We start from the raw sequence: 20,087 nt of genomic DNA, 5'->3' as shown, positions 1-20,087 counted from the left end.
GGGAATCGGGCGGGGGGGCGGGGCCGGGAATCGGCGGGCCCGCAGGGTGAAGCCAAGATCAAAGAGCGGGCGTAGTTTGACAGCTTAAATATTTATTGCAAGTCATTGAAAAATAAGAAGAAAAAGATATAAAAACCCCGCGTTCCATATACTTTTCCAGCGCTTTGGATACTTTCCCAGGGCCTGCGTTAATCAAGCCCGATATGCCGCGCGGACCAGGGTTTATCCTGATGCCCGCAAGGCTTGACACCCCTATGCCCAGCCCATAAAGTCACCGCACAGATTTAGATAAAAGACCATCTGTAGGGTGGTCTTTTATTGCGCGCAGTTTGCGTCGACCTCTTACAGAAATAATTCCAAGAGGAGACGACTGTGCAATCATCGACCGTAAAAATACGTGGCATCGACGATGTCATCGCTTTTATCGACTCACGCCCCGGTATCACCGGGCGGGCAGGCCTGATCTGGTGGCTGGCCCTGGGTGGACTGTTCCTGGATGCGTTTGCCAACTCCGCGTTAAGCGCGGGGCTGGGGCCCATGACGCGCGACCTGGGCCTTGCGGCCGGTCAAGTCGCGCTGATGACCTCGTTTGCCGCGTGGGTGGCCATTGCGTTCAATCCCATCGGCGGCTGGATGGCGGATCGTTGGGGCCGGATCCGGCCCTTGATCATCGCAAAATTCCTGGCCGTCATCGGCGCGCTGCTGGTGATGTTTGCACCCAGCTTCGAAGTCATTCTGGTCGGCCGGTTTTTCGTAGGCGCCGCCTACGGAATCGACTTCGCCATCGCGATGGCCGTCCTGGCCGAATTCACCCCGCTTAAATTCAAAAGCCGCCTTAATACCTGGCAGGGCATGTGGTACACGGCCGTGTGCACGAACCTGCTGCTGGCGCTGTTGTTTTTCTCGTGGGACGTGGGCGATTCCATCTGGCGTTATTCGGTTGCGGCTACCGCCGTCTTCGCGGTCGTGATCCTGCTGCTGCAAATGCGCTACATGGTGGAAAGCCCGATCTGGCTGGCCCGCAAAGAGCGTGTCGAGCAGGCGGCGCGCGCCATGACGCGTATCTACGGGCAGCCGTTCGCGGCGGCGCCGATGCACGAGCGTGTGCCGGTGGTCAACCAGGCCAGGCGCGGCATTGCCAACGTGCTGTTGATCTTTCGTGGCGTTTACCTGCCGCGCACGATCCTGGCGGCAACGGTCCAGATCGGCCAGTCGATCCAGTATTTCGCCGTGGGCTGGTATCTGCCCTTGATCAGCGCCGCGCTGTTCGGCAAGGACTTCGTCTTCGCCACCATCGGCGCGCTGGTGTTCAACGTGTTCGGCATTTTTGGCGGCTTTCTGTCGCCGTACATCGGCCGCAAGCTGGGCCTGCGCCGGGCGTCGGCATTCGGCTTTGCCGCGGTGTTTCTGATGCTGCTGATCCTCGGTACCTTCCACGGCAAGATGCCGCTGTGGCTGGCCGTTGTGGTGCCGTCGCTGTTCATCCTGTTCCATTCGGGCGGGCCGGGGGCCAACGGCAAGAGCCTGTCGTCGCTGTCGTTCCGCAGCGAACTTCGCGCGGGCGCCAACGGCATCATCGGCGCGCTGGGCTCCACGGGGGCCGCGATCGGACTGCTGGTGTTTCCGCTGTTTCGCGAAAACTACGGCCTTGAAAAGACCTTCCTGATTCTCTCCATCGTGCCGCTGATCGCCAGCATCATCTGCTTCACGATCAAGTGGGACCCCACCCGCACCCCCATCAACCCGGACAACGAAGCCGACGCGCCCCAGTTCAAGGACGACGCCGTGCTGCCTGCCCTGGACCCCGCCATTGGGAAAGCCTCGCGATGACAAACAACAAAGTGATTCTGGCCATAGACGAGGGCACGTCCGGCACGCGGGCGGCCACGGTGTCTCAGCACGGCCATGTATCTTGCCTGCAATACGTGGCGCTGCATGTCGACTCGCCCCGGCCGGGTGTTGTGGAGCAGGACGCTAACGACATCCTGGACCGCACCGTCCAGGTCTGCCGGGATGCCATCGCACAAGCGGTCGCCGAGGGGCAGGAAATTGCTGCGCTGGCGCTGGCCACACAACGGGCCACGGCCGTGCTGTGGGACACGCAGACAGGGCGTGCGCTGGTTCCGGCCATGGTCTGGCAAGACACGCGCTTTGTCGACGAACTGGACCAGCTGGCGCCGGAATGGGACGCCCGGTTGCGAGAGCGCGTCGGTCGGCCGGTGGGGGTGCGCTCGTTGTATCTCTGGGCGGCGCGCCACCTGCGCGATTCGCCGCTGGTGGCCCAGGCGTGGCGCGACAAGCGCTTGGCGTTCGGCACCGTGGACACGTGGTTGCTGTGGCATTTTTCACAGCGGCGCGAATGCGTGACCACGCCCACGAACGCGACCTCCGCCGGCGCGTACGTGCTTGCCGACCATCGTTACTACCTAGAGTGGATTCAGGAGCTTGGCTTTCCGCACGAGCTGCTGCCGACCCTGCGCCAGGACGCAGATGATTTCGGTAGAACTCGTCCGGAGCTCTTGGGTATCGACGTGCCAATCCTGGCGTCGGCCGGCGACCAGCACGCGGGCGCCATCGGCCTGGGATGCCTGAACCGGGGACAGGCGATGTGTGTGCATGGCACGGGCAGCTTCGTGGACCTGGTCATCGGCACCGAACCTCCCTTGGAAGCCGGCATGTCCGACGGGTCGTTGACCATGACGGCCCGGCGTCAGTCAGGCGTGTCGCACTTCGCGGTCGAAACCTTTGTGGCAACAACCGGGTCGGCATTGAACTGGGTCTGCGAAAAGCTGAAATGGTTCAAGGACGCCCACGAGATCAGCGCGTTGGCAGAAACGGTGAACGCGTCGAACGGCGTGACCTTCGTGCCGGCCTTGACCGGGCTGCGCGTGCCCCGGATGGAAGCCGCGGCCCGCGCGTCGCTGACGGGCGTATCGATGGCCACGACGCAGGCCGAAGTGGCCTACGCCATTCTGGAGGGCATCGCGCATTCGGTGGCCAGCTGCATCGAAGCGGACGAGCAAGCCTCCGGCGTACGGGTGTCCGAACTGGTCGTGGGCGGCGGCCTGTCGCGCAGCGACCCCTTGTTGCAGATTCAAGCGGACTTGATCGGCATTCCCATTCGTCGCATGCAAGAGGCCGATCGCGCCAGCTTGCGCGGCATCGCGTATCTGGCGGGCTCGGCGGGCTTGCTGTGGCCGTCATTGCACGAGGCCTGCAAAACCATCGTGACCGACGCCGTGTTTCGGCCCGCCGTTGACGCCGACGAACGTCGTCGCCGCCGCGCCTTGTGGCACGCCCGGGTGGGGTCGGAATTGGGCCACGTCAAACAGTTCAAGCAAGACAACCAGGAGGCATTGCACAAATGATCGGGTGGCTATCCAGAAAGCCCAGGAAGGACCGGGCCGACATGACCAGCACCGAACCCCTGCGCCTGAACCGGCACGAACAGCTGGATCGGTTGGGCAGCGAGCAGTTCGACATCCTGATCGTGGGGGGCGGTATCACCGGCGCCTATGCGGCGCTGGACGCCGCCTTGCGCGGCTATCGCGTGGCGTTGATCGAAAAGGACGACTTCGCCTCGGGCACCTCGTCCAAGTCCTCGAAGATGGTGCATGGGGGCTTGCGCTATATCGAACAGGGCAACCTGGGCTTGGTGCGCCATTCCCTGCATGAACGCCAACGGCTGCGGCGCAACGCGCGGCATCTGGTGCAGCGTCTGCCGTTTTTGTTTCCCATCCTGGAACGCGACGGGGTGTTCGACAAGCGCCTGTCCAAGGCATTTGAAAGCCTGCTGTGGACGTATGACGTGGCAGGCGGATGGCGCGAGGGCATCCTGCACCAGAAGCTGACGGCGGCCGAAGTGCTGTCGCATTGCCCAACGTTCAAGGAAGACGGACTGCTGGGCGGTTTCCTGTATTACGACGCCCGCGTCGACGATGCGCGCCTGACGCTGACGGTGGCGCGTACCGCCGCCTTTCACGGCGCGGCGGTGGCCAATCATGCGAAGGCGATCGAGGTCACGCGTGACACGCACGGCAAGGTGGACGGCGCGATCATCCACGCGGACAACAAAGAAATCCGCGCGCGCGCCCGGGTCGTCATCATGGCGACGGGCGTCTGGCTGCGCGATTGGACCGGGGCGAAAAAAGGCGATGAACCCGTGTTGCACGTGCGCCCGGCCAAGGGCGTGCACGTGGCGGTGCCCTGGATCAAGGTCCGCAACGATTGCACGGTGACCATTCCCGTGCCCGGTCGCAGCCGGCGCGCCACGATCACGCGCTGGGGCGACGTGTCTTACCTGGGTACCACCGACGAAGACTACGAAGGAAACCTGGACGACGTGTATTGCACGCGGCGCGAACTGGACTTCCTGCTGGAAGGCGCGCGCTCGGCGCTCAAGACCGATCTGCAAGCCGAAGACGTGGTGGGCAGCATCGCCGGCTGTCGCCCGCTGGTGGCGCCGCCCGGGGGCAAAACGCTGGAGATCAAGCGCAACCACGAAATCCGCGTGTCCGGCGACGGGCTGGTCACGATAGTGGGCGGCAAGCTGACCACGTCGCGGCATATGGCGGAACAGACCATCGACGCCGCGCAACAGGTGCTGGGGCAGCGCAATGCCTGCCAGACGAAGAAGGCCTATCTGCTGGGCGCCGCCGGATACGACCCGCAAGCCATCGTGGCGTCCGGCGGCATGTCGGCGCATCTGGGCGAACGCTATGGCACCGAGGCGCGCTTTGTCAGCGACTTGATGCAGGCGTCGCCGGCTTTGCTGACGCCGATTGTCGACGGCTTGCCCTACACCGAAGCCGAGGTGCTTTACGCCGTGCGCCATGAAATGGCCGGCACCGTTGAAGACGTGCTGGCCAGGCGCATGCGCACGCGCCTGATGGCGCGCGACGCCTCCGCGCTTGCCGCCGGCCGCGTCGGACAGATCTTGCAGGCGGAACTTGGTTTGCCGCCCGCCACCATCGCGCAGCAGGTGAACGACTACCTGGCTGCCATCAAGTACGAAAAATCCATACTCATGGGAGACGAACAATGATCAGCAAAGAAGCCATCAAGCGCGGCTACAACCGTGGCAATTACGTCGTGGGCGCACACACGCCGCCTGCCTATGCCGCCACCTTGACCGGCGCAGGCGCTGGCACCGAACCCGGCCTGCAACGCGACCCCGTGCGCGTCAGCGATGCGCAGGTCGATGCCCTGCGGCACGTGGCCGACAACGTCATGACGGCCACGGCCGACGTCGTCGCCTGGACGCGCGATTGGTGGGCGGGGTCCATGGTGTCGGAAACCGGCGGCAAGCCTGCTACGCCGCAGGCGGTGATCGTGACGGTGTCATCGGTGCAGCAGGTGCAGGCGGTCATGCGTTACGCCAACGCCGAAGCCATCCCGGTCACGGTGTCGGCGGGGCGCAGCAATGTCACCGGGGCCGCCTTGCCGGTGCGCGGTGGCATCGTGCTGGACGTCTGCCAGCTGAACCAGCTGATCGGCGTGGACCGCGAAAGCCAAATCGTGGAAGTGGAAGCGGGCATGTTCGGCGACGTCTTTGAACAGACCATCCAGAATGAATACGGGCTGACGATGGGCCATTGGCCGTCGTCGTTCGGCATCAGCACGGTGGGCGGCTGGGCGGCTTGCCGGGGGGCAGGGCAGTTGTCCACCCGCTACGGCAAGATCGAAGACATGGTGTTCGGTATGGACGTTGTACTGGCCGACGGCAGCCTGATCACGGTGGGCGGCTATTCCCGCGCGGCGGTGGGCTCGGACCTGCAGCAGTTGTTCATCGGCTCTGAAGGCACGCTGGGCGTGATCGTGCGGTTGCGCCTCAAGCTGCATCGCCTGCCCGATTACGGCCGCGCCATAGCGTACGGTTTCAAGACATTCGCCATCGGCCTGGACGCGTGCCGCGAGATCATGCAGCGCGGCGCCAACCCGGCGGCGTTACGCCTGTATGACGAACTGGAAAGCGGGGTGCAGTTCAATCGACCCGACCTGAACGTGCTGCTGGTGGCCGACGAGGGCGCACGCCAGATTGTGGACGCCGTCATGCAGATCAGCGAAGGCGTCTGCGAAGAACTGGGCGAAAAGCTGGACGGCGACGCCGTCTTTGAACGCTGGCTGGAAACGCGCTATCTGACCGGCAAGAGCGCCGAGGGCTTCAAGCGCAGCCCGGGGTTCGTGGCCGACACGCTTGAAATGTCGGGCCGCTGGAGCGACCTGTCCGCCATTTACAGTGAAGTGGTGGCGGCGGTGAACGCGGTGCCCGGCACGTTGGCGGGTTCCGCGCACCAGTCGCATGCTTACGTCGACGGGGCCTGCCTGTATTTTTCGTTGCGCGGCGACGTCGAGGTGGAGCGGCGCGCCCAGTGGTATCGCGCCGCATGGGATGCCGCCAACGCCGTGCTGATTAAATACAATGCGGCGCTCAGCCATCATCACGGCGTGGGCCTGCTGCGGGCGCCGTACATGCAGGAATCGCTGGGTAGCGCTTTTAACGTGCTGCTTGCGGTCAAGCGCCAGTTGGACCCGCAGAACATTCTTAATCCCGGCAAGCTGGGCTTGAGCGATCAACGCCATTATGGTCAGGAAAGTCGATAACCATGGATAGGTCATTTGGGGCATGCCTGGCGCGTCATCCAGTCATTGCGACGCTGTATGGGCTTGAGCAAATCAACACGTTCGTGGGCAGCGTGGCCGAGATCGGCATCGTGGCCAACGTTGAGTTGCGCAAGCTGGCGCCGGTCATCGCCACCTTGAACCGCGCGGGCAAATTCGCGATCGTCAATATCGACAGCTGCGAAGGCCTGTCGCAGGACAAGGGCGGGGTGGAATACCTGGCTGATATCGGCGTGGCCAGCCTGGTTTCAACCCGCGTGGCCACCATTCAGCGAGCCAACCGTGCCGGTATGGTCACGATGCAAAAAGTATTTGTGACCGACCGTTCCACCTGGCCGCGCAGCGTCAAGGCGCTGGAACAAAGCGACCCCAACCTGGTTCAGTTGATGCCGGCGCCGATGCTGGCGCACATGGCCCCCCAAGACCTGAAAGCCCTGCCGCCCATCGTGGCGTCGGGCTTTGTCTGCAACCAGGCGGACATTGCCACGGCCATGAAGCACGGCGCGGTGGGGGTGTCCACCAGCGATCCGCAACTGTGGAGCCTGGAAGGGCGGCAGCTTAAGGGCTGAAAACGGGTAATCCAGCCCGCCGCCCCTACGGCACTTCGTCCAGTTGCGCGATCTGCGCGTCTTCCGGGAAGCCCTGCGTGCGGTAGCGCGCCGGGTAGCCCTTTTCACGCGCCAGCAGCGGTTGCAGCAGGTGCGCGGCCTGTTCCCATGACACCACGCGCACTTCGCCGATGTTGTCCTCGGCGTCTGGGCGCACCAGCGCAAGACGGTCCACCTTGGGCAGCGACGTGTCCACGCCGCGCGTCCAGGACGCCAGCGAAAACGACATGACGGGCTCTTCGTCGCTGGTGAAGAGGTTGTAGTTGGCCACGAAAATGTCCTGGCCCTGTTCTTCGTGGATATGGTCCAGCGCCTCTTTCTGCGCGTCGTATTCGGATTTGTCGAGCAGGCGCTCCAGATGCGCAAGCCGCTGCGCCAGCGCAGGGTTGCTCGGCACGTATCGAAGCGGTTGCCGATCTTCGTAGTGGTACATATGCGCGCTGACCGACCGCCCTTGCATGAGCGCTTGGTGCGCCAGTTCCACCATGTTCGCCAAGCCAACGTCATCGTTGTCGCCGGCCACCAACAGCACGTCGCGTGTAGGCACCATGAACACCGGCCGGCCCCGCACCGGCACACGCTCGATCATGTCTGGCAGCAGGGCCCGGCTGATGTCGTAGCCGTCTGCCCAGGCGCCCCGATAGACGCCGGCAGCAATCTCGGCAAAGTCGTCCGGCGCGTCGCGCAGGTTGTCGATGGCAACCGCCAAGGCCTGGTCGAACGTCAATTGCCAAGCGGCCTCGGGGCCGTTGGTCAGGGTGGAGATGGCGTCCGGGTGGTCCAGCGCCAGCAGCACCACGCAATCCTCGCCAAAGGGCAGGTAGGCGGGATGGAACGCGGAATCGTCGCCTTCGGTGCGCACATGGTGCAGGCGCACGTCTTCCAGGGCGGTGCGGCTGCGGATAACGGCCCGCAGCATGGGGCGCGCCACCGTGGCCTGTTGCGGCGTCGACTGCTTGCTGCTGGCCAAGGCCGAGACGAAACCCTGCAGGGCGCGCTGTTGCTGCGCGCCACGGGTGTTGTAGTAAGCGTGATAAGCGTTGTGCAGGTTGAAGAACGAACCTTCGCCCAACAGCAAGCGGAATTCATCGGCCTTGTAAGTCAGGTCGCCCTCGAAGCCTTGCTTGCGAGCCGCCGCCACGAACAGTTTGGCAAATTGATCCGGCGTAGGCCTGCGCCGGAACAGCGTGTCGAAAAAACCCATGTGCCCGCCTTCAATCAGATGCTGGACGGCGCTTTGACCGTCCACGACGGGTCATTGTGGCCACGGTTCCGGGCCGCGTCCAGTGATAACGCCGCGGGGATGCGGCGCGCTTGCTCAGGACACCGTAAGTCGGAACTCAATACGCTCGGGGGTTACCTTTCAGGCTCAAATCCCCACGATGACGACGTCACCCTTGCAGGCGAATTACCCCGGCCCATCGCACTATGACCGCATGACGATTGCGTTGCATTGGTTGACGGCGATTCTGGTCGTGGGCTTGTTTGCCCTGGCGGAAATCTGGAGCTTCCTGCCGCGCGGCACGCCGACCCGTCGGCTGCTGCAATCGCTGCACATATCGTTCGGCTTGCTGTTCACCGCGGTGTTCGTGCTGCGCGTCGTGTGGCGGTCCACTGGTGGCCGGCGCCTGCCGCCCGCTGCCACCGGCTTGATGGGCCTGGCTAGTACAGGCGTACACGGGCTGCTGTACCTGTTGATGGCCGCGCAGATCGTGCTGGGCTTTCTGTTTCGCTGGGCGCAGGGAGAACCGTTTGCTTTCTTCGGGTTGTTCGACGTGCCCCGGTGGATTGCGATCGACCGCGAACAGCGCCACTTCATCGGTGGGCTGCACGACACGGTGGCGTGGACGATCATCGCGTTGGCCTTGGTGCATGCGCTGGCGGCGTTGGTTCACCATTACGCCTTGCACGATGGGGTGTTGCGCCGGATGCTGCGCAGCCGCTGAGGGCGGTGGGGAAAAATCGGCGGATGAGGTGAAATCGGGGCGGGGCAGGTTGTACATTACGCACTGTCACCTGCCTTATTCCCACAGGATTTTCCCATCATGACCGCCCCAGAAGTCGTAATTTCCTCGTCGATCCACTGCGCCAATGACCGCCCCTTCGTGCTGTTTGGCGGCATCAACGTGCTGGAATCCCTGGATCTGGCGCTGCGCGCGTGCGAAGAATATCAACGCGTGACCCAAAAGCTGGGCATTCCGTACGTGTTCAAGGCGTCGTTCGACAAGGCCAACCGATCTTCCATCCATTCCTACCGGGGTCCCGGCCTGGAAGAGGGCATGAAGATCTTCGAAGCCGTCAAGAAAGAGTTCGGCGTGCCGGTCATAACCGACGTGCACGAGCCCTGGCAGGCGGCGCCCGTTGCTGAAGTGGTGGACATCCTGCAATTGCCCGCCTTCCTGGCGCGTCAGACGGATCTGGTGGTGGCGCTGGCCAAGACGCAGCGCATCGTCAATATCAAGAAGCCGCAGTTTCTCAGCCCGACCCAGATGCTGAACATCGTTGAAAAGTTCACCGAAGCGGGCAACGACAAGCTGATCCTGTGCGATCGCGGCACCAGCTTCGGCTACGACAACCTGGTGGTCGACATGCTGGGTTTCGGCGTGATGAAAAAGGTCTCCGGCAACCGGCCCTTGATTTTCGACGTGACCCACGCGTTGCAGCAGCGTTCCGCCTTGGACGCCGCCTCGGGCGGTCGCCGCGCGCAGGTTGCCGAACTGGCGCGCGCGGGCATGGCGGTGGGCCTGGCGGGGCTGTTTCTAGAGGCTCACCCCGACCCGAAGAACGCCAAGTGCGATGGACCCAGCGCGTTGCCGCTGGACAAACTGGAACCGTTCCTGACCCAGCTCAAGCAGCTGGACGATCTGGTGAAATCCTTTGCGGACATCGATATCGAACCCTGACGCGCGCGGGCATGCCATCGACGGCAGCTTGCTATACGATCCAGGCCACACCACTACAGGGAGGCCCGGATGTCTTTTTACGTAATCGTCGCTGTTCGAAAAGAGCCCATCAGCGGGCACATTGCCTATGTGCGCTGGGGCCAGGCCGAGCGGGGCGTGCCAGGGTGGGTCACCGAGCCGGTCACGGCCTCGGCGTCCGAGGTGATTGACGTGATCAAGGAGGGGGCCGACGTGGAAACCGCCATCAGCGTGGACGGCACCACCGTGGCGCTGCGCCCCGTGCGCGTGCTGACCACCGACGACGGCCACGAACTGCTGGCGTCCGTGCCGGTGCCTAGCTCGACCTTGCACACGCTGTTCGACCTACCCGAGTTCTAGGCGGCTTGGCGGCGGCCTTCGGCGAAGCTTTTCAGCGCGTCGTCGGTCAGGCGGTAGCGGACCCACTCATCCAGCGGCACCGCGCCGATCGATACGTAGAAGTCGATTGCCGGCTTGTTCCAGTCCAGCACGCTCCATTCCAGCCGGCCACAGCCGTTGGCCACCGCTTCTTGCGCCAGGTGGCGCAGCAGGTCGCGTCCGGCCCCGATGCCGCGATGCTCGGGCGTGATGTACAGGTCTTCCAGGTAAATACCGTTCTTGCCGAGCCAGGTGGAATAGCTGTAGAAATAGACCGCGTACCCGATAGGTTTGCCATCCGCCAGGCACATCAGCGCCTTGGCGGGCGCCTGCGGGGCAAAAAGGGTACGGGCGACGTCGTCTGCGCTGGCGATCACTTCGTGCGCGGCGCGCTCGTACACGGCCAGTTCAGTAATGAAGGCATAGATCTGGGCCGCATCCGAGGGGATGGCGGGGCGGATGGCGATATTCACGTTGACTTCCTCCAAATAGGAGGGCCATGCTACCCGCTATTCCAGGCGCTTGCTGACGGGCGATCCGGTCTGACGCGTACACGAAGGAGACATCCTCGATGGCTGAGTCTGGTTCTGCCGCAGCTCGCACGCCGCCGCGCAAGGGGCGCCGCGTTTCCTGGATCTGGCTGGTCCCGGTGGTGGCCGTCATCGGCGGATTGCTGCTGGTGGTGCAGGCCTGGCTGAATGCAGGGCCCACCGGCTACCGTCCACTTCCAGACCGCCGAAGGCCTGGAAGCGGGCAAGACGCAGGTCCGCTACAAAGAAGTCAATGTCGGCCTGGTTGAACGCGTCAACCTGAACCAGGACCGCACGGGCGTGGTGGTCACGATCCGCGTGGACAAGGACGCGGCCAACCTGTTGCGCGACGGCACGGTATTTTGGGTGGTGCGCCCGCGGCTGACGCTCAGCGGGGTGTCGGGCCTGGGTACGCTGTTGTCGGGCTCGTATATTGGCCTGGACCCAGCCGGCGGCCAGGGCAAGGGCGGCGCCCGCAGCGAGCGTAAAAGCGAATTCACCGGTCTGGAAGTGCCGCCCGAGGTTGCGCAGGACCGGGCCGGAAAGCGCTTCACGCTACACGCCAACGATCTGGGCTCGCTGGATGTCGGCTCACCCGTGTACTACCGCCGCATTGCCGTGGGGCAGGTGGTGAACTACCGGTTGGCCAAGGATGGCGATGGGGTCGACGTGCAGGTGTTCGTCGACGCGCCGAACGATTCCTACGTCAATGAGAGCACGCGCTTCTGGAACGCCAGCGGCGTCGACTTCAGCGTGGATGCGCGCGGTTTGCAGATGCGGTCCCAGTCCCTGGTTTCCGTAATTGTGGGTGGCGTGGCATTCGACACCCTGGAACGGGCGGCCAGCCAGCCCGCGGCGGCCGGCGCAGCATTCCCGCTTTTCTCCAGCGAAGAGTCGGCCCGGGCCGAACCGGACGGCGCGCCGCTGCACGTGCGCATGCGTTTCGATCAATCGGTGCGGGGGCTGGTGGTGGGTGCGCCTGTCGACGCGTATGGCGTCACGGTCGGCAAGGTGGACGCCATCGACCTGGACTTTGACCAGACGGCCAAACAGTTCTACGCGCTGGTTTCCGCCACGCTGTACCCGGAGCGGCTGGGCGACAAAACGTTCCACCAGATCAAGAACTTCGCGGGCCCGGATGTCAAACACCCCAGCGGCAGATTGATGACTGCCTTGGTCGCGCGCGGCACCCGGGCGCAGTTGCGCATCGGCAACTTGCTGACCGGCCAGTTGTATGTGGCGCTAGCGGAATTTCCTGATGCGCCCGCCGCCACTTTCAAGATGGAAGATCGACCGTTCATCCCCACCGTGCGCAATAACCTGGACCAGCTGCAACAGCAGTTGAACAGCATCCTGACCAAGGTCGACAAGGTGCCGTTCGATGCCATCGGTACGGAACTGGCCGGGGCGCTTCGGGGCGCCTCGCGTCTGGTCAAGCGGCTGGATACGCACCTGGCGCCAGAGGCGCAGGCCGTGCTGAGGCAAGCAAACCAGTCGTTGGCGGCCGTGAGCGCGTTGCTGGCCCCCGAGTCCGCGTTGCCGCTAAATACCGATACGGCGCTGCGTGAGTTGGGTCGCGCGGCGCGATCGTTGCGGCAGTTGGCGGATTATCTTCAGGCCCATCCCGACGCGCTGTTGCGGGGCAGGGCGCCGGATGCGGCGCCCGGGCGGTAGGTAGACACCGGCGTGCACGGTTTTGGGCATGACACTTGCTGGAAGCTTTCTACGAACGGTTGCAGCACTGCGGCCGGCGGTGCGGTATCCGAGGGGGGACCACCGAATGGATCATAGTGAAATGATGGTGCGCATGATTTCCCAGCCGGTCGCGCCGGACCAGCTGGACGGCTGGGACGGCGTGTTGTCCGCGTATGCGGACTGCCTGTTGCAGGTACAGGGCAAGCTGACCGACGCGGACGTCAGCCGCTTCCTGGATGTAGGCGCCTTGGTTTTTCGTTCGTGTTGCCAGGACGAAGCACGCCTGCGGTGGACAGCTGAGGAACTGGCTGCTTTTCACCGCAAGCCGGAATGCGGCGCGTAGGCTTGGCAACAACGCGCTGACAATAAACGCCTGGAACAAAGAGCGTTCAGTACAAGCATTGGCTAAGCGCGAATTTACGGCCAAATGCATGGACCTCGTCACCGTCCACCGCCGCCGCCACATCCCAGTGGCCGCCGCGCGTCACCAAAAACGATTGCCCGGTCAGCGCATGCCGTAATGCAAAGCGCCAAAAGGCCGGTTCGGAGCCGATGGGCTCCAGGTCGTGGGGCCCGATCATCAGCCGGGTGGGGCGGGGGGTGGCGCCCAGCGACCATCGCACCGCAATCGCCAGGAAGGCGAACCGCGCGGACATCGACGACGGTTGAACGCAAAGGACTCGAATCTTGTTGCTCATGGGCGCCACCTTTTGCAGGTGCTTCTGAGCGTAGCAAAGACCCGCGTGACGTTCCATACCGCCTTTGCTGTATTTCGGTCCCAATGGTCTGACGATTGGCAGCATCGCGTGGACTTGCGTGATGCCGCCAATCAAGGCGCGTTACGCATCCGGCCCCGGCGCCACCGCCCGCGTCACGCGAGGCAGCAGGATCAGCGCCAGCGCCGGCATCAATGCAAACGCCGCGAACAGCCAGCCCGCGGCATGCCGAGCCCCTTCGACACCGCCGGGGTCGGCAAGCCCCGCGCTATTGACGACCACGCCGGCCAGCGCCGCCGTTACCGCCGCCGCATAGAGCTGCACGGTGGTAATCGACGAAGACGTCAGCGTCTCTTCGCCCTTGGGCGCCGCGTTGAACACTTTGGTCAGCAGATGCGGCCAGGCCAGCCCGATGCCGAATCCCACCCCCGCCAACGCAACGATGTACGCGCCCAGGCCGGCCGGGGTGGCAAGCAGTGACGCCTGCGGTGTCATGATGCCCAGCACGATCAACGACCCCAGGATCACGATGGGGCTGATGCGTATCAGCCGGTCGGCGTCGCGGCCCGTCCGGGTGGCGCTGGGCATGGCGGCCAGCGTCCAGCCGGCGCCCATGGCAGCGGTCAGGTAGCCCGCCTTCAGCGGCGGCATGCCGTGGATGACTTGCAGGAAATAGGGCACGAATATCTCGGTGGCGATGGCGGCCACCACCAGGCACATCGTCGCGTACAACGCGCCCAGCGGCGCGCGCAGGCTGTAAGCGCCGGTGGGCAGCAGGCGATGGCGAGCGCGCGCGTCGACCCGCGCGATAAGCAGGGCGATGATGAGCCCCGCCCCAATGCCCGCCACGTTCCACACTAGCTGCGTCGACAGGCTGGCCAGCGTGACGGCGATTACGGAGGCGACCAGCAAGGCCAATGTGCGCAGCGGCAGCACCGAGCGCGGCGCAGGCGGTACCGACGCCCGTCCGCCCACCTTGAGTGCGACGATCAACGCCAGCACGGCGGCAACCGGTAACAGGGCCCAGAACGCCAGCCGCCAGTCTCCCGATTGCGCGAATATCCCGCCGATGGCGGGCCCGGACAGTGTTGCAACGCCCCACATGCAAGACACCAAGGCCATGGCGCGGGACCACAACGGGGCGTCGAACACCAGCCGGATCAGTGCGTAGCTCAACGCGAAAAGAATGCCGCCGCCCAGCCCTTGCACGCTGCGTCCCGCCAGCAGTACCGGCATGCCCGGGGCCATCGCGCAGATAACGGCTCCGGCGCTGAAGACGGCCACGGCGAACAGGTAGGCGCTGCGCGGCCCTAGTGTTTCGATCAGCTTGGCCGACAGCGCGGACCCGATGATGGACGTCACCACGAACAGCGTCGTGTTCCAGGCGTAGTACTCCAGGCCGCCTATGTCCTCGATCACCGTGGGCAGGATGGTGGTGACGATATAAACGTTGATGGCGTGCAGCGCGACGCCGCCCGCCAGGGCAATCGACCGCAGGGCATTGGCGCCTTGAAGCAGGTCGGCCCACGAAGCGCTGGGGGCGGCGGGCTCAAGGATGGGGCTGGTGGGCACAGGCGCTCCGATAATTTAAACAAGCAAATGCTTTGATAATACGTGCGTTGCAGATAGCGCACAACGCGCGGGCGCGGGAGGTTCCTTGCGGCGTGTCCCGATCCAGCTCCTGACCGGGTCCAGACTCCGACCCCGACCGAAGCCGGACCGTATCAAGGCCTGCGTCGCAAGCCACGAAGCATCAATTCCAGGGTGTGCAGCGCGTCGTCAAGGCGATCCGATTCGCCGGCCGAACCGGCGATCCATAACGCGCTGTCCGTCAGCCCGCCATTGATGAAATTGGCGATGGCCCGGGGGTCGGCGGTTTCAATGAGCCCGTCGTCGATCAGTTGCTTCAGCAACGCCGCCATGGACGCAATGCACTGCGACTGCGCCGCGTTCGGCCCCGCGCCCAGCACCGCCGGCGCGTCTTGCAACACAATCCGCCGAATGGCCGGTTCGGTTGCCATTCGCAAATACGCGCGGCAGCGTTCGCGCAGCGCCGTCCACGCGTCCGGGGCTTGATCCGAAATATCCTTCAAGCGCCGGTCCATATCGTCGTCGATCTGTTGGACCACTGCGGCAAGCAAGCCTTGTTTGTCATTGAAATGGTGATACAAGGCTCCTCGCGTCAACCCGACTCGGGCGGTCAGATCGTCCATGGACGTGGCGGCATAACCCACGTGTTCGAACGCGTGACGGGCGGTGGCAAGCAGCTTGGCGCGAGTCGCTTCGATCATTTCCGCGCGGGTGCGGGGCATGTGCGTCTCCCATGACATACGGTGCGCAGGTTAATTGACATACGGAATGTATGTGAATAGGATCCGCCTGTCCACCCAATCAGCAAAAGGTCTTCGGTGTCCAATCCGTATCGTGAGTTATTCAACGCGCCAGGCGCCCTGGGTTTCGTCCTGGCCGGCGCCATCGCGCGCCTGCCTTTGCCGATGATCGGCATCGGCATCATCACGATGCTGTCGGAAGTGCGCGGCGCTTACGGCATGGCGGGCGCTGTTGCCGCCACGTTTGCGTTGGCGACCGCGTTGCTGGCACCGCGCATTTCGCGGCTGGTGGACCGTCATGGGCAAGGACGCGTGCTGCCCGTCGCCGCGGGGATCTGCGTGGCCGCATTGCTTGGTTTGTCGGCCTGCGTAGAGTGGAATGCGCCGGACTGGACGCTGTTCCTGTTTGCCGCGCTGGCGGGCACGTTGCCCAGCATGCCCGCGATGATCCGTGCGCGTTGGACCGAGATCTTTCGCGACCAGCCGCAACTGCGTACCGCCTATGCGCTGGAGTCGGTCGCTGACGAGGTCAGCTTCATCCTGGGTCCGCCCTTGGCCGTGGGTCTTAGCGTGGCGTTGTTTCCGCAAGCGGGGCCGCTGGTTGCCGCGTTGCTGTTGGCGGTGGGTGTGACGGCTTTCGTCTTGCAGCCCGCCACGGCGCCCAGGGTGCAGGCCGTCCCGGCCGGGCGGCAGGCGTCGGTGTTGCGCATGCCGTCGATGTTCGCGCTGGTGGCCATGATGGCGGCCATGGGCGTCATCGTGGGCACCATCGACGTCTTGAGCGTGGCCTTCGCCCGCGCTCAGGGCGTGCCGGCGGGGGCGAGCCTTGTGCTGTCCACCTACGCGTTGGGTTCGTGCGTGGCGGGGCTGGTGTTCGGTGTCATGAAGTTCCAGATGCCGCTGGCCCGCCTGCTATCGATCGCAGCGGCCGTGACGGCATTCACGACGTTGCCGCTGCTGCTGGTGAACGACCTGGTGACCTTGGCGTTGGGCGTGTTGCTGGCCGGCCTGTCCTTCGCGCCCACCATGATCATCGCGATGGCATTGGTGGAAAGCAGCGTGCCCGGCCAGCGTCTGACGGAGGGGCTGACCTGGCTGGTCACCGGGCTGGGGGCCGGCGTTGCGGCGGGCGCGGCGATAGCGGGCTGGGTCGTGGATCACCATGGCGTGCAAGCCGGATTCTGGACTGCCACGGTAGCTGGCGTGATCGTGTTGCTGGTGGCTTTGCCCGGCGCGCGCCGGCAGGGGGTGGCGCGCGTCTCGCTGTAAAGCAAGGCATCGCTAGAATGGCGGCTCCGGCGCGCTGTGGGGGCGCGCCGTTCACAGGAGCACGCATGTCCAGAACCGTTGTCAATCCCGATACCGTTTTCAACACCGTCCAGTACGGCTTCAGCCAGGCGGTGATCGTTACCGGGCAGCGCAGAATGCTGTTGTCTGGCCAGGTCGGTGTCGACATTGACGAACGCACCGTTGGCCCCGGGCTGCAAGAACAAACCCAGGCGGCACTGGACAATATCGAACGTGTGCTGGCCGCCGCGGGCGCCAACCTGGCCCAGGTCATCATGCTGCGCATCTACATCTGCGAGACCGCGCGAGAGGATCAGGAAGTGATCGCCCAGGCGCTGCGCGATCGCTTTCCAAAAGACCCGCCGCCGTCCTCATGGATCATCGTCAGCGGGCTGTCACTGCCGGAATGGCTGGTGGAGATCGAAGCGGAAGCCATGCTGGATTGACATGGGCTTTGGCTAGGGCTTGTCGCGCCAGGGCGTCGAGGCGAAGGCTTCGCGCAGATGCGCCAGGAAACCGGCGGTGCGGGCCGATTGCTCCTGGCGCGACTTGACCAGCGCCACGACATTGGCATCCGGCAAGCTCCACCCCGCCAGCAGCGGGACCAGCGCGCGCGCCTTCAGATGTTCCGCCACGTCCCATTCCGAACGCGCAACGATGCCGTGCCCGGCCAAGGCCCACTGCACGGCGGCCGCGCCGGTGTTGCTGGACAGCACCGGCGATACGCGTACGCCCACGGCGGGGCCTCGGCCGCGCTTGAATCGCCATAAGGTCACGTCTTCGTCGTTTTCGCGCAGCGCGATGCAGTCATGGTCGCGCAGGTCTTCCGGTTTGGCGGGCGCGCCATGGCGGGCCAGGTACGCCGGCGACGCGCACAAGATGCGGCGGTTAGGCGCGAGGGGGTAGGCCACCAACGTCGAGTCGCGCAGCTCTCCGATGTGGATCATGACGTCCCAGTTGTCCGTGGCCAAGCGGGGAGGGCCATCGGACAGCGTCAGGCTTGCGGTGATGTTGCCGCTGGTTTTTCGGAATTCCGCCACCAGCGCAGCAACGTAGCGTTGCCCGAAGCCCAGCGGCGCGACGACGCGCAAATGCCCCGCCACCACACCCCGGCGGCCGGCCAATTCGTCGGCCAGATCGCCGAGTTCGCCGCAGATCTGGCCGGCGCGCAACGCCAATAGACGGCCTTCGTCGGTCAGCGCGGTGCCTTTGCCGGATCGGTTTACCAGCCGGACGCCCAGACGCTTTTCCAGTGCATGCAGCCGTTGCGTAACGGCCGGGGGCGTCACGTCCAGCGCCCGGGCGGCCTGCGCAAGCGAGGGCGTCGCCGCGAGACTCAGGAAAAATCGCAGGTCGTCCGTTGTGATCATTCAGTTTCGACTTAATGAAAAATTAAGCTGACATTAAACACGTGCGCGTTGCGTCACGCCATACTTGGACCGACCAAATCAGAATATTCCGCATTGCCTTCGCCTTTTTCGAGACCCGCTCATGACTCCCGCCACCCTTGCCGCCACCGTCGACAGCCTTGAAACCCCATGCCTGCTGCTGGACGAAACGCGCATGACGCGCAATATCCAACGGCTGGCCACCCTGATGGCCAAGCACGGCGTGCAACTGCGCCCACACCTGAAAACGCCCAAGTCGATCGAGGTGGCGCGCCGGGTGATGAGCGGCCCCCACGGGCCGGCCGCTGTTTCGACCTTGCAGGAAGCAGAGCAATTTGCGGCCGCCGGCGTCACCGATCTGCTCTACGCGGTGGGCGTGTCGCCGGGCAAGCTGCCGCGTGTGCTGGCGCTGCGCCAGCGCGGCGTGGACCTGACGGTGGTTGTCGACAGCCTGGACGCGGCGCGCGCGGTAGCGGCGCAGGCGCAGACCAGCGGCGGCGGGATACCCGCGTTGATCGAAATCGATTGCGACGGCCACCGGGCAGGGGTGCAGCCGGGTAACGCCGAGCAATTGCTGGCCATTGCGCGGGTGCTGCACGCGGCCGACAGCCTGCGCGGCGTCATGACGCACGCCGGCGAATCCTATGGCTGCCGCAGCGTCGACGCCATCGCCGACATGGCCGAGCAAGAGCGCGCCGCTGCGGTCGGCTGCGCCCAGGCCATCCGCGCGGCTGGGCTGCCGTGCCCGGTTGTGAGTGTGGGGTCGACACCCACCGCCCATTTCGCCCGCAACCTGGACGGCGTGACGGAAGTGCGCGCGGGCGTGTATGTGTTTTTCGACTTGGTGATGGCGGGCCTGGGGGTCTGCTCAATGGACGACATCGCCGCCTCGGTGCTCACCACGGTGATCGGACACCAGCCGGATAAGGGCTGGATACTGGTTGACGCCGGGTGGATGGCCATGTCGCGCGACCGCGGCACCGCCAAGCAGGCCGTCGACCAGTTGTACGGCGTGGTCTGCGACGTAAAGGGAAACGTCTACCCCGATCTGCTGTTGGCCGAAACCAACCAGGAGCAGGGCATCATCAAATTGCGCGCGGGCAGCACTGCCCGCCTGCCGGACGTGCCCCTGGGTACCAAGCTGCGCATTCTGCCCAACCACGCGTGCGCAACGTGTGCCCAGCACGAGGCCTACGAAGTCGTCCGACCGGGCGAGCCTGGCGTGGTGGCGCACTGGGAACGGTTTCGCGGCTGGTGAATCGGCGCCCCGCAGGGGCCGCCTATAATGCGCACGCCTCAACGATTACGGGGGAGACGTTCGCATGCAGTACGAATATTTGTTCTGGTCCATGGCCGCGATGGTGGCGGCCGCGCTGATCGGCGGTTCGCTTTGTGGCCGCCTGCGCTCGGTCAAGCAAGTGCTGCTGGGCGTGCTGGCCCTGGCCGTGGCCATCTGCGCTGCCGTTGTGCTGCTATCTCACCAAGGCGGCTTTGGCGACTTGTCGGCGATGCTGTCCATCGCCGCCTTCATGTTCAGCCTGGTGATCGGCACCGCGGCATCCTTGCTCACGCGGCGCATCCTGCAACGCCGCTGAGCCTTTATCTGTAGCGTT

At 64.6% G+C, this 20,087-nt stretch carries 19 protein-coding genes and 1 pseudogene; 14 read left to right on the top strand and 6 right to left on the bottom strand.

Features of this window, described 5'->3' with window-relative positions; genetic code table 11:
* Nucleotides 1–372: 372 nt before the first annotated feature.
* The 5 genes from KYT87_RS16965 to KYT87_RS16945 are packed head-to-tail and all read left to right on the top strand — an operon-like array spanning nucleotide 373 to nucleotide 7,190.
* On the top strand, nucleotides 373–1,830 hold the full coding sequence (locus tag KYT87_RS16965) for an MFS transporter (RefSeq protein ID WP_219990421.1): 1,458 nt from the start codon (nucleotides 373–375) through the stop codon (nucleotides 1,828–1,830).
* Nucleotides 1,827–3,368, top strand: coding sequence for an FGGY family carbohydrate kinase (locus tag KYT87_RS16960; protein ID WP_120156175.1), 1,542 nt, complete (start codon nucleotides 1,827–1,829; stop codon nucleotides 3,366–3,368). The genes KYT87_RS16965 and KYT87_RS16960 overlap by 4 nt, the downstream gene beginning before the upstream one ends.
* Complete coding sequence (locus KYT87_RS16955) at nucleotides 3,365–5,044, top strand: glycerol-3-phosphate dehydrogenase/oxidase (RefSeq protein WP_219990420.1); 1,680 nt, start codon at nucleotides 3,365–3,367, stop codon at nucleotides 5,042–5,044. The genes KYT87_RS16960 and KYT87_RS16955 overlap by 4 nt, the downstream gene beginning before the upstream one ends.
* On the top strand, nucleotides 5,041–6,603 hold the full coding sequence (locus tag KYT87_RS16950; protein WP_219990419.1) for an FAD-binding oxidoreductase: 1,563 nt from the start codon (nucleotides 5,041–5,043) through the stop codon (nucleotides 6,601–6,603). The genes KYT87_RS16955 and KYT87_RS16950 overlap by 4 nt, the downstream gene beginning before the upstream one ends.
* A gap of 2 nt (nucleotides 6,604–6,605) precedes the next feature.
* Nucleotides 6,606–7,190 carry a glycerol-3-phosphate responsive antiterminator gene (locus tag KYT87_RS16945; RefSeq protein ID WP_219990418.1) on the top strand — a complete coding sequence of 195 codons (585 nt, stop codon included), beginning with the start codon at nucleotides 6,606–6,608 and terminating at the stop codon, nucleotides 7,188–7,190.
* A gap of 25 nt (nucleotides 7,191–7,215) precedes the next feature.
* On the opposite strand, the gene KYT87_RS16940 is transcribed toward KYT87_RS16945, so the two are convergent.
* Entirely contained in the window at nucleotides 7,216–8,478 is a 1,263-nt protein-coding gene (locus tag KYT87_RS16940; RefSeq protein WP_223264954.1) for a hypothetical protein, read from the bottom strand.
* Nucleotides 8,479–8,611: 133 nt separating this feature from the next.
* Here KYT87_RS16940 and KYT87_RS16935 point away from each other — a divergent pair, with 133 nt between their 5' ends.
* The 3 genes from KYT87_RS16935 to KYT87_RS16925 all read left to right on the top strand — a co-directional run bounded on the left by KYT87_RS16935 (nucleotide 8,612) and on the right by KYT87_RS16925 (nucleotide 10,510).
* Entirely contained in the window at nucleotides 8,612–9,175 is a 564-nt protein-coding gene (locus KYT87_RS16935; protein ID WP_219990417.1) for a cytochrome b, read from the top strand.
* Between the two features lie 99 nt (nucleotides 9,176–9,274).
* Nucleotides 9,275–10,132 (top strand): 3-deoxy-8-phosphooctulonate synthase, encoded by an 858-nt coding sequence (kdsA, locus tag KYT87_RS16930; protein ID WP_219990416.1) that lies wholly within the window; start codon nucleotides 9,275–9,277, stop codon nucleotides 10,130–10,132.
* 69 nt (nucleotides 10,133–10,201) lie between these two features.
* The gene (locus KYT87_RS16925) at nucleotides 10,202–10,510 is read left to right on the top strand and encodes a DUF3892 domain-containing protein (RefSeq protein WP_219990415.1); all 309 of its coding nucleotides are present in this window, start codon (nucleotides 10,202–10,204) and stop codon (nucleotides 10,508–10,510) included.
* On the opposite strand, the gene KYT87_RS16920 is transcribed toward KYT87_RS16925, so the two are convergent.
* Nucleotides 10,507–11,001, bottom strand: a complete 495-nt coding sequence (locus tag KYT87_RS16920; RefSeq protein ID WP_046805839.1) for a GNAT family N-acetyltransferase — start codon at nucleotides 10,999–11,001, stop codon at nucleotides 10,507–10,509. The genes KYT87_RS16925 and KYT87_RS16920 overlap by 4 nt on opposite strands.
* Nucleotides 11,002–11,099: 98 nt before the next feature.
* Here KYT87_RS16920 and KYT87_RS16915 point away from each other — a divergent pair.
* Both KYT87_RS16915 and KYT87_RS16910 read left to right on the top strand, forming a co-directional pair.
* Nucleotides 11,100–12,732 (top strand): annotated as a pseudogene (locus tag KYT87_RS16915) (intermembrane transport protein PqiB).
* Nucleotides 12,733–12,838: 106 nt separating this feature from the next.
* Nucleotides 12,839–13,096 carry a hypothetical protein gene (locus KYT87_RS16910; protein ID WP_046805812.1) on the top strand — a complete coding sequence of 86 codons (258 nt, stop codon included), beginning with the start codon at nucleotides 12,839–12,841 and terminating at the stop codon, nucleotides 13,094–13,096.
* A gap of 46 nt (nucleotides 13,097–13,142) precedes the next feature.
* Here the strand turns inward: KYT87_RS16910 and KYT87_RS16905 are convergent, their stop codons facing one another.
* The 3 genes from KYT87_RS16905 to KYT87_RS16895 all read right to left on the bottom strand — a co-directional run bounded on the left by KYT87_RS16905 (nucleotide 13,143) and on the right by KYT87_RS16895 (nucleotide 15,781).
* The gene (locus tag KYT87_RS16905) at nucleotides 13,143–13,586 is read right to left on the bottom strand and encodes a hypothetical protein (RefSeq protein ID WP_255593212.1); all 444 of its coding nucleotides are present in this window, start codon (nucleotides 13,584–13,586) and stop codon (nucleotides 13,143–13,145) included.
* Between the two features lie 6 nt (nucleotides 13,587–13,592).
* Nucleotides 13,593–15,041 carry an MFS transporter gene (locus tag KYT87_RS16900; RefSeq protein ID WP_255593211.1) on the bottom strand — a complete coding sequence of 483 codons (1,449 nt, stop codon included), beginning with the start codon at nucleotides 15,039–15,041 and terminating at the stop codon, nucleotides 13,593–13,595.
* 152 nt (nucleotides 15,042–15,193) lie between these two features.
* Nucleotides 15,194–15,781, bottom strand: a complete 588-nt coding sequence (locus tag KYT87_RS16895) for a TetR/AcrR family transcriptional regulator (protein ID WP_219990414.1) — start codon at nucleotides 15,779–15,781, stop codon at nucleotides 15,194–15,196.
* 96 nt (nucleotides 15,782–15,877) lie between these two features.
* Here KYT87_RS16895 and KYT87_RS16890 point away from each other — a divergent pair, with 96 nt between their 5' ends.
* Both KYT87_RS16890 and KYT87_RS16885 read left to right on the top strand, forming a co-directional pair.
* A complete protein-coding gene (locus KYT87_RS16890) occupies nucleotides 15,878–17,068 on the top strand; it encodes an MFS transporter (protein WP_219990413.1) in 1,191 nt (396 codons plus the stop codon).
* 65 nt (nucleotides 17,069–17,133) lie between these two features.
* Nucleotides 17,134–17,532, top strand: a complete 399-nt coding sequence (locus tag KYT87_RS16885; RefSeq protein ID WP_104145010.1) for a RidA family protein — start codon at nucleotides 17,134–17,136, stop codon at nucleotides 17,530–17,532.
* 12 nt (nucleotides 17,533–17,544) lie between these two features.
* Here KYT87_RS16885 and KYT87_RS16880 read toward each other — a convergent pair whose 3' ends face one another.
* Nucleotides 17,545–18,456 carry a LysR family transcriptional regulator gene (locus tag KYT87_RS16880; RefSeq protein WP_104145011.1) on the bottom strand — a complete coding sequence of 304 codons (912 nt, stop codon included), beginning with the start codon at nucleotides 18,454–18,456 and terminating at the stop codon, nucleotides 17,545–17,547.
* A gap of 121 nt (nucleotides 18,457–18,577) precedes the next feature.
* Here KYT87_RS16880 and KYT87_RS16875 point away from each other — a divergent pair, with 121 nt between their 5' ends.
* Entirely contained in the window at nucleotides 18,578–19,732 is a 1,155-nt protein-coding gene (locus tag KYT87_RS16875) for a DSD1 family PLP-dependent enzyme (protein WP_219990412.1), read from the top strand.
* A gap of 64 nt (nucleotides 19,733–19,796) precedes the next feature.
* Nucleotides 19,797–20,069 (top strand): hypothetical protein, encoded by a 273-nt coding sequence (locus KYT87_RS16870; RefSeq protein WP_046805806.1) that lies wholly within the window; start codon nucleotides 19,797–19,799, stop codon nucleotides 20,067–20,069.
* Nucleotides 20,070–20,087 lie beyond the last annotated feature (18 nt).

The organism is Achromobacter sp. ES-001 (genome assembly GCF_019448355.1).
In the GTDB taxonomy this organism is placed as follows: Bacteria; Pseudomonadota; Gammaproteobacteria; order Burkholderiales; family Burkholderiaceae_B; genus Achromobacter; species Achromobacter spanius_B.
This window is presented reverse-complemented; position numbering and strand designations above follow the sequence as displayed.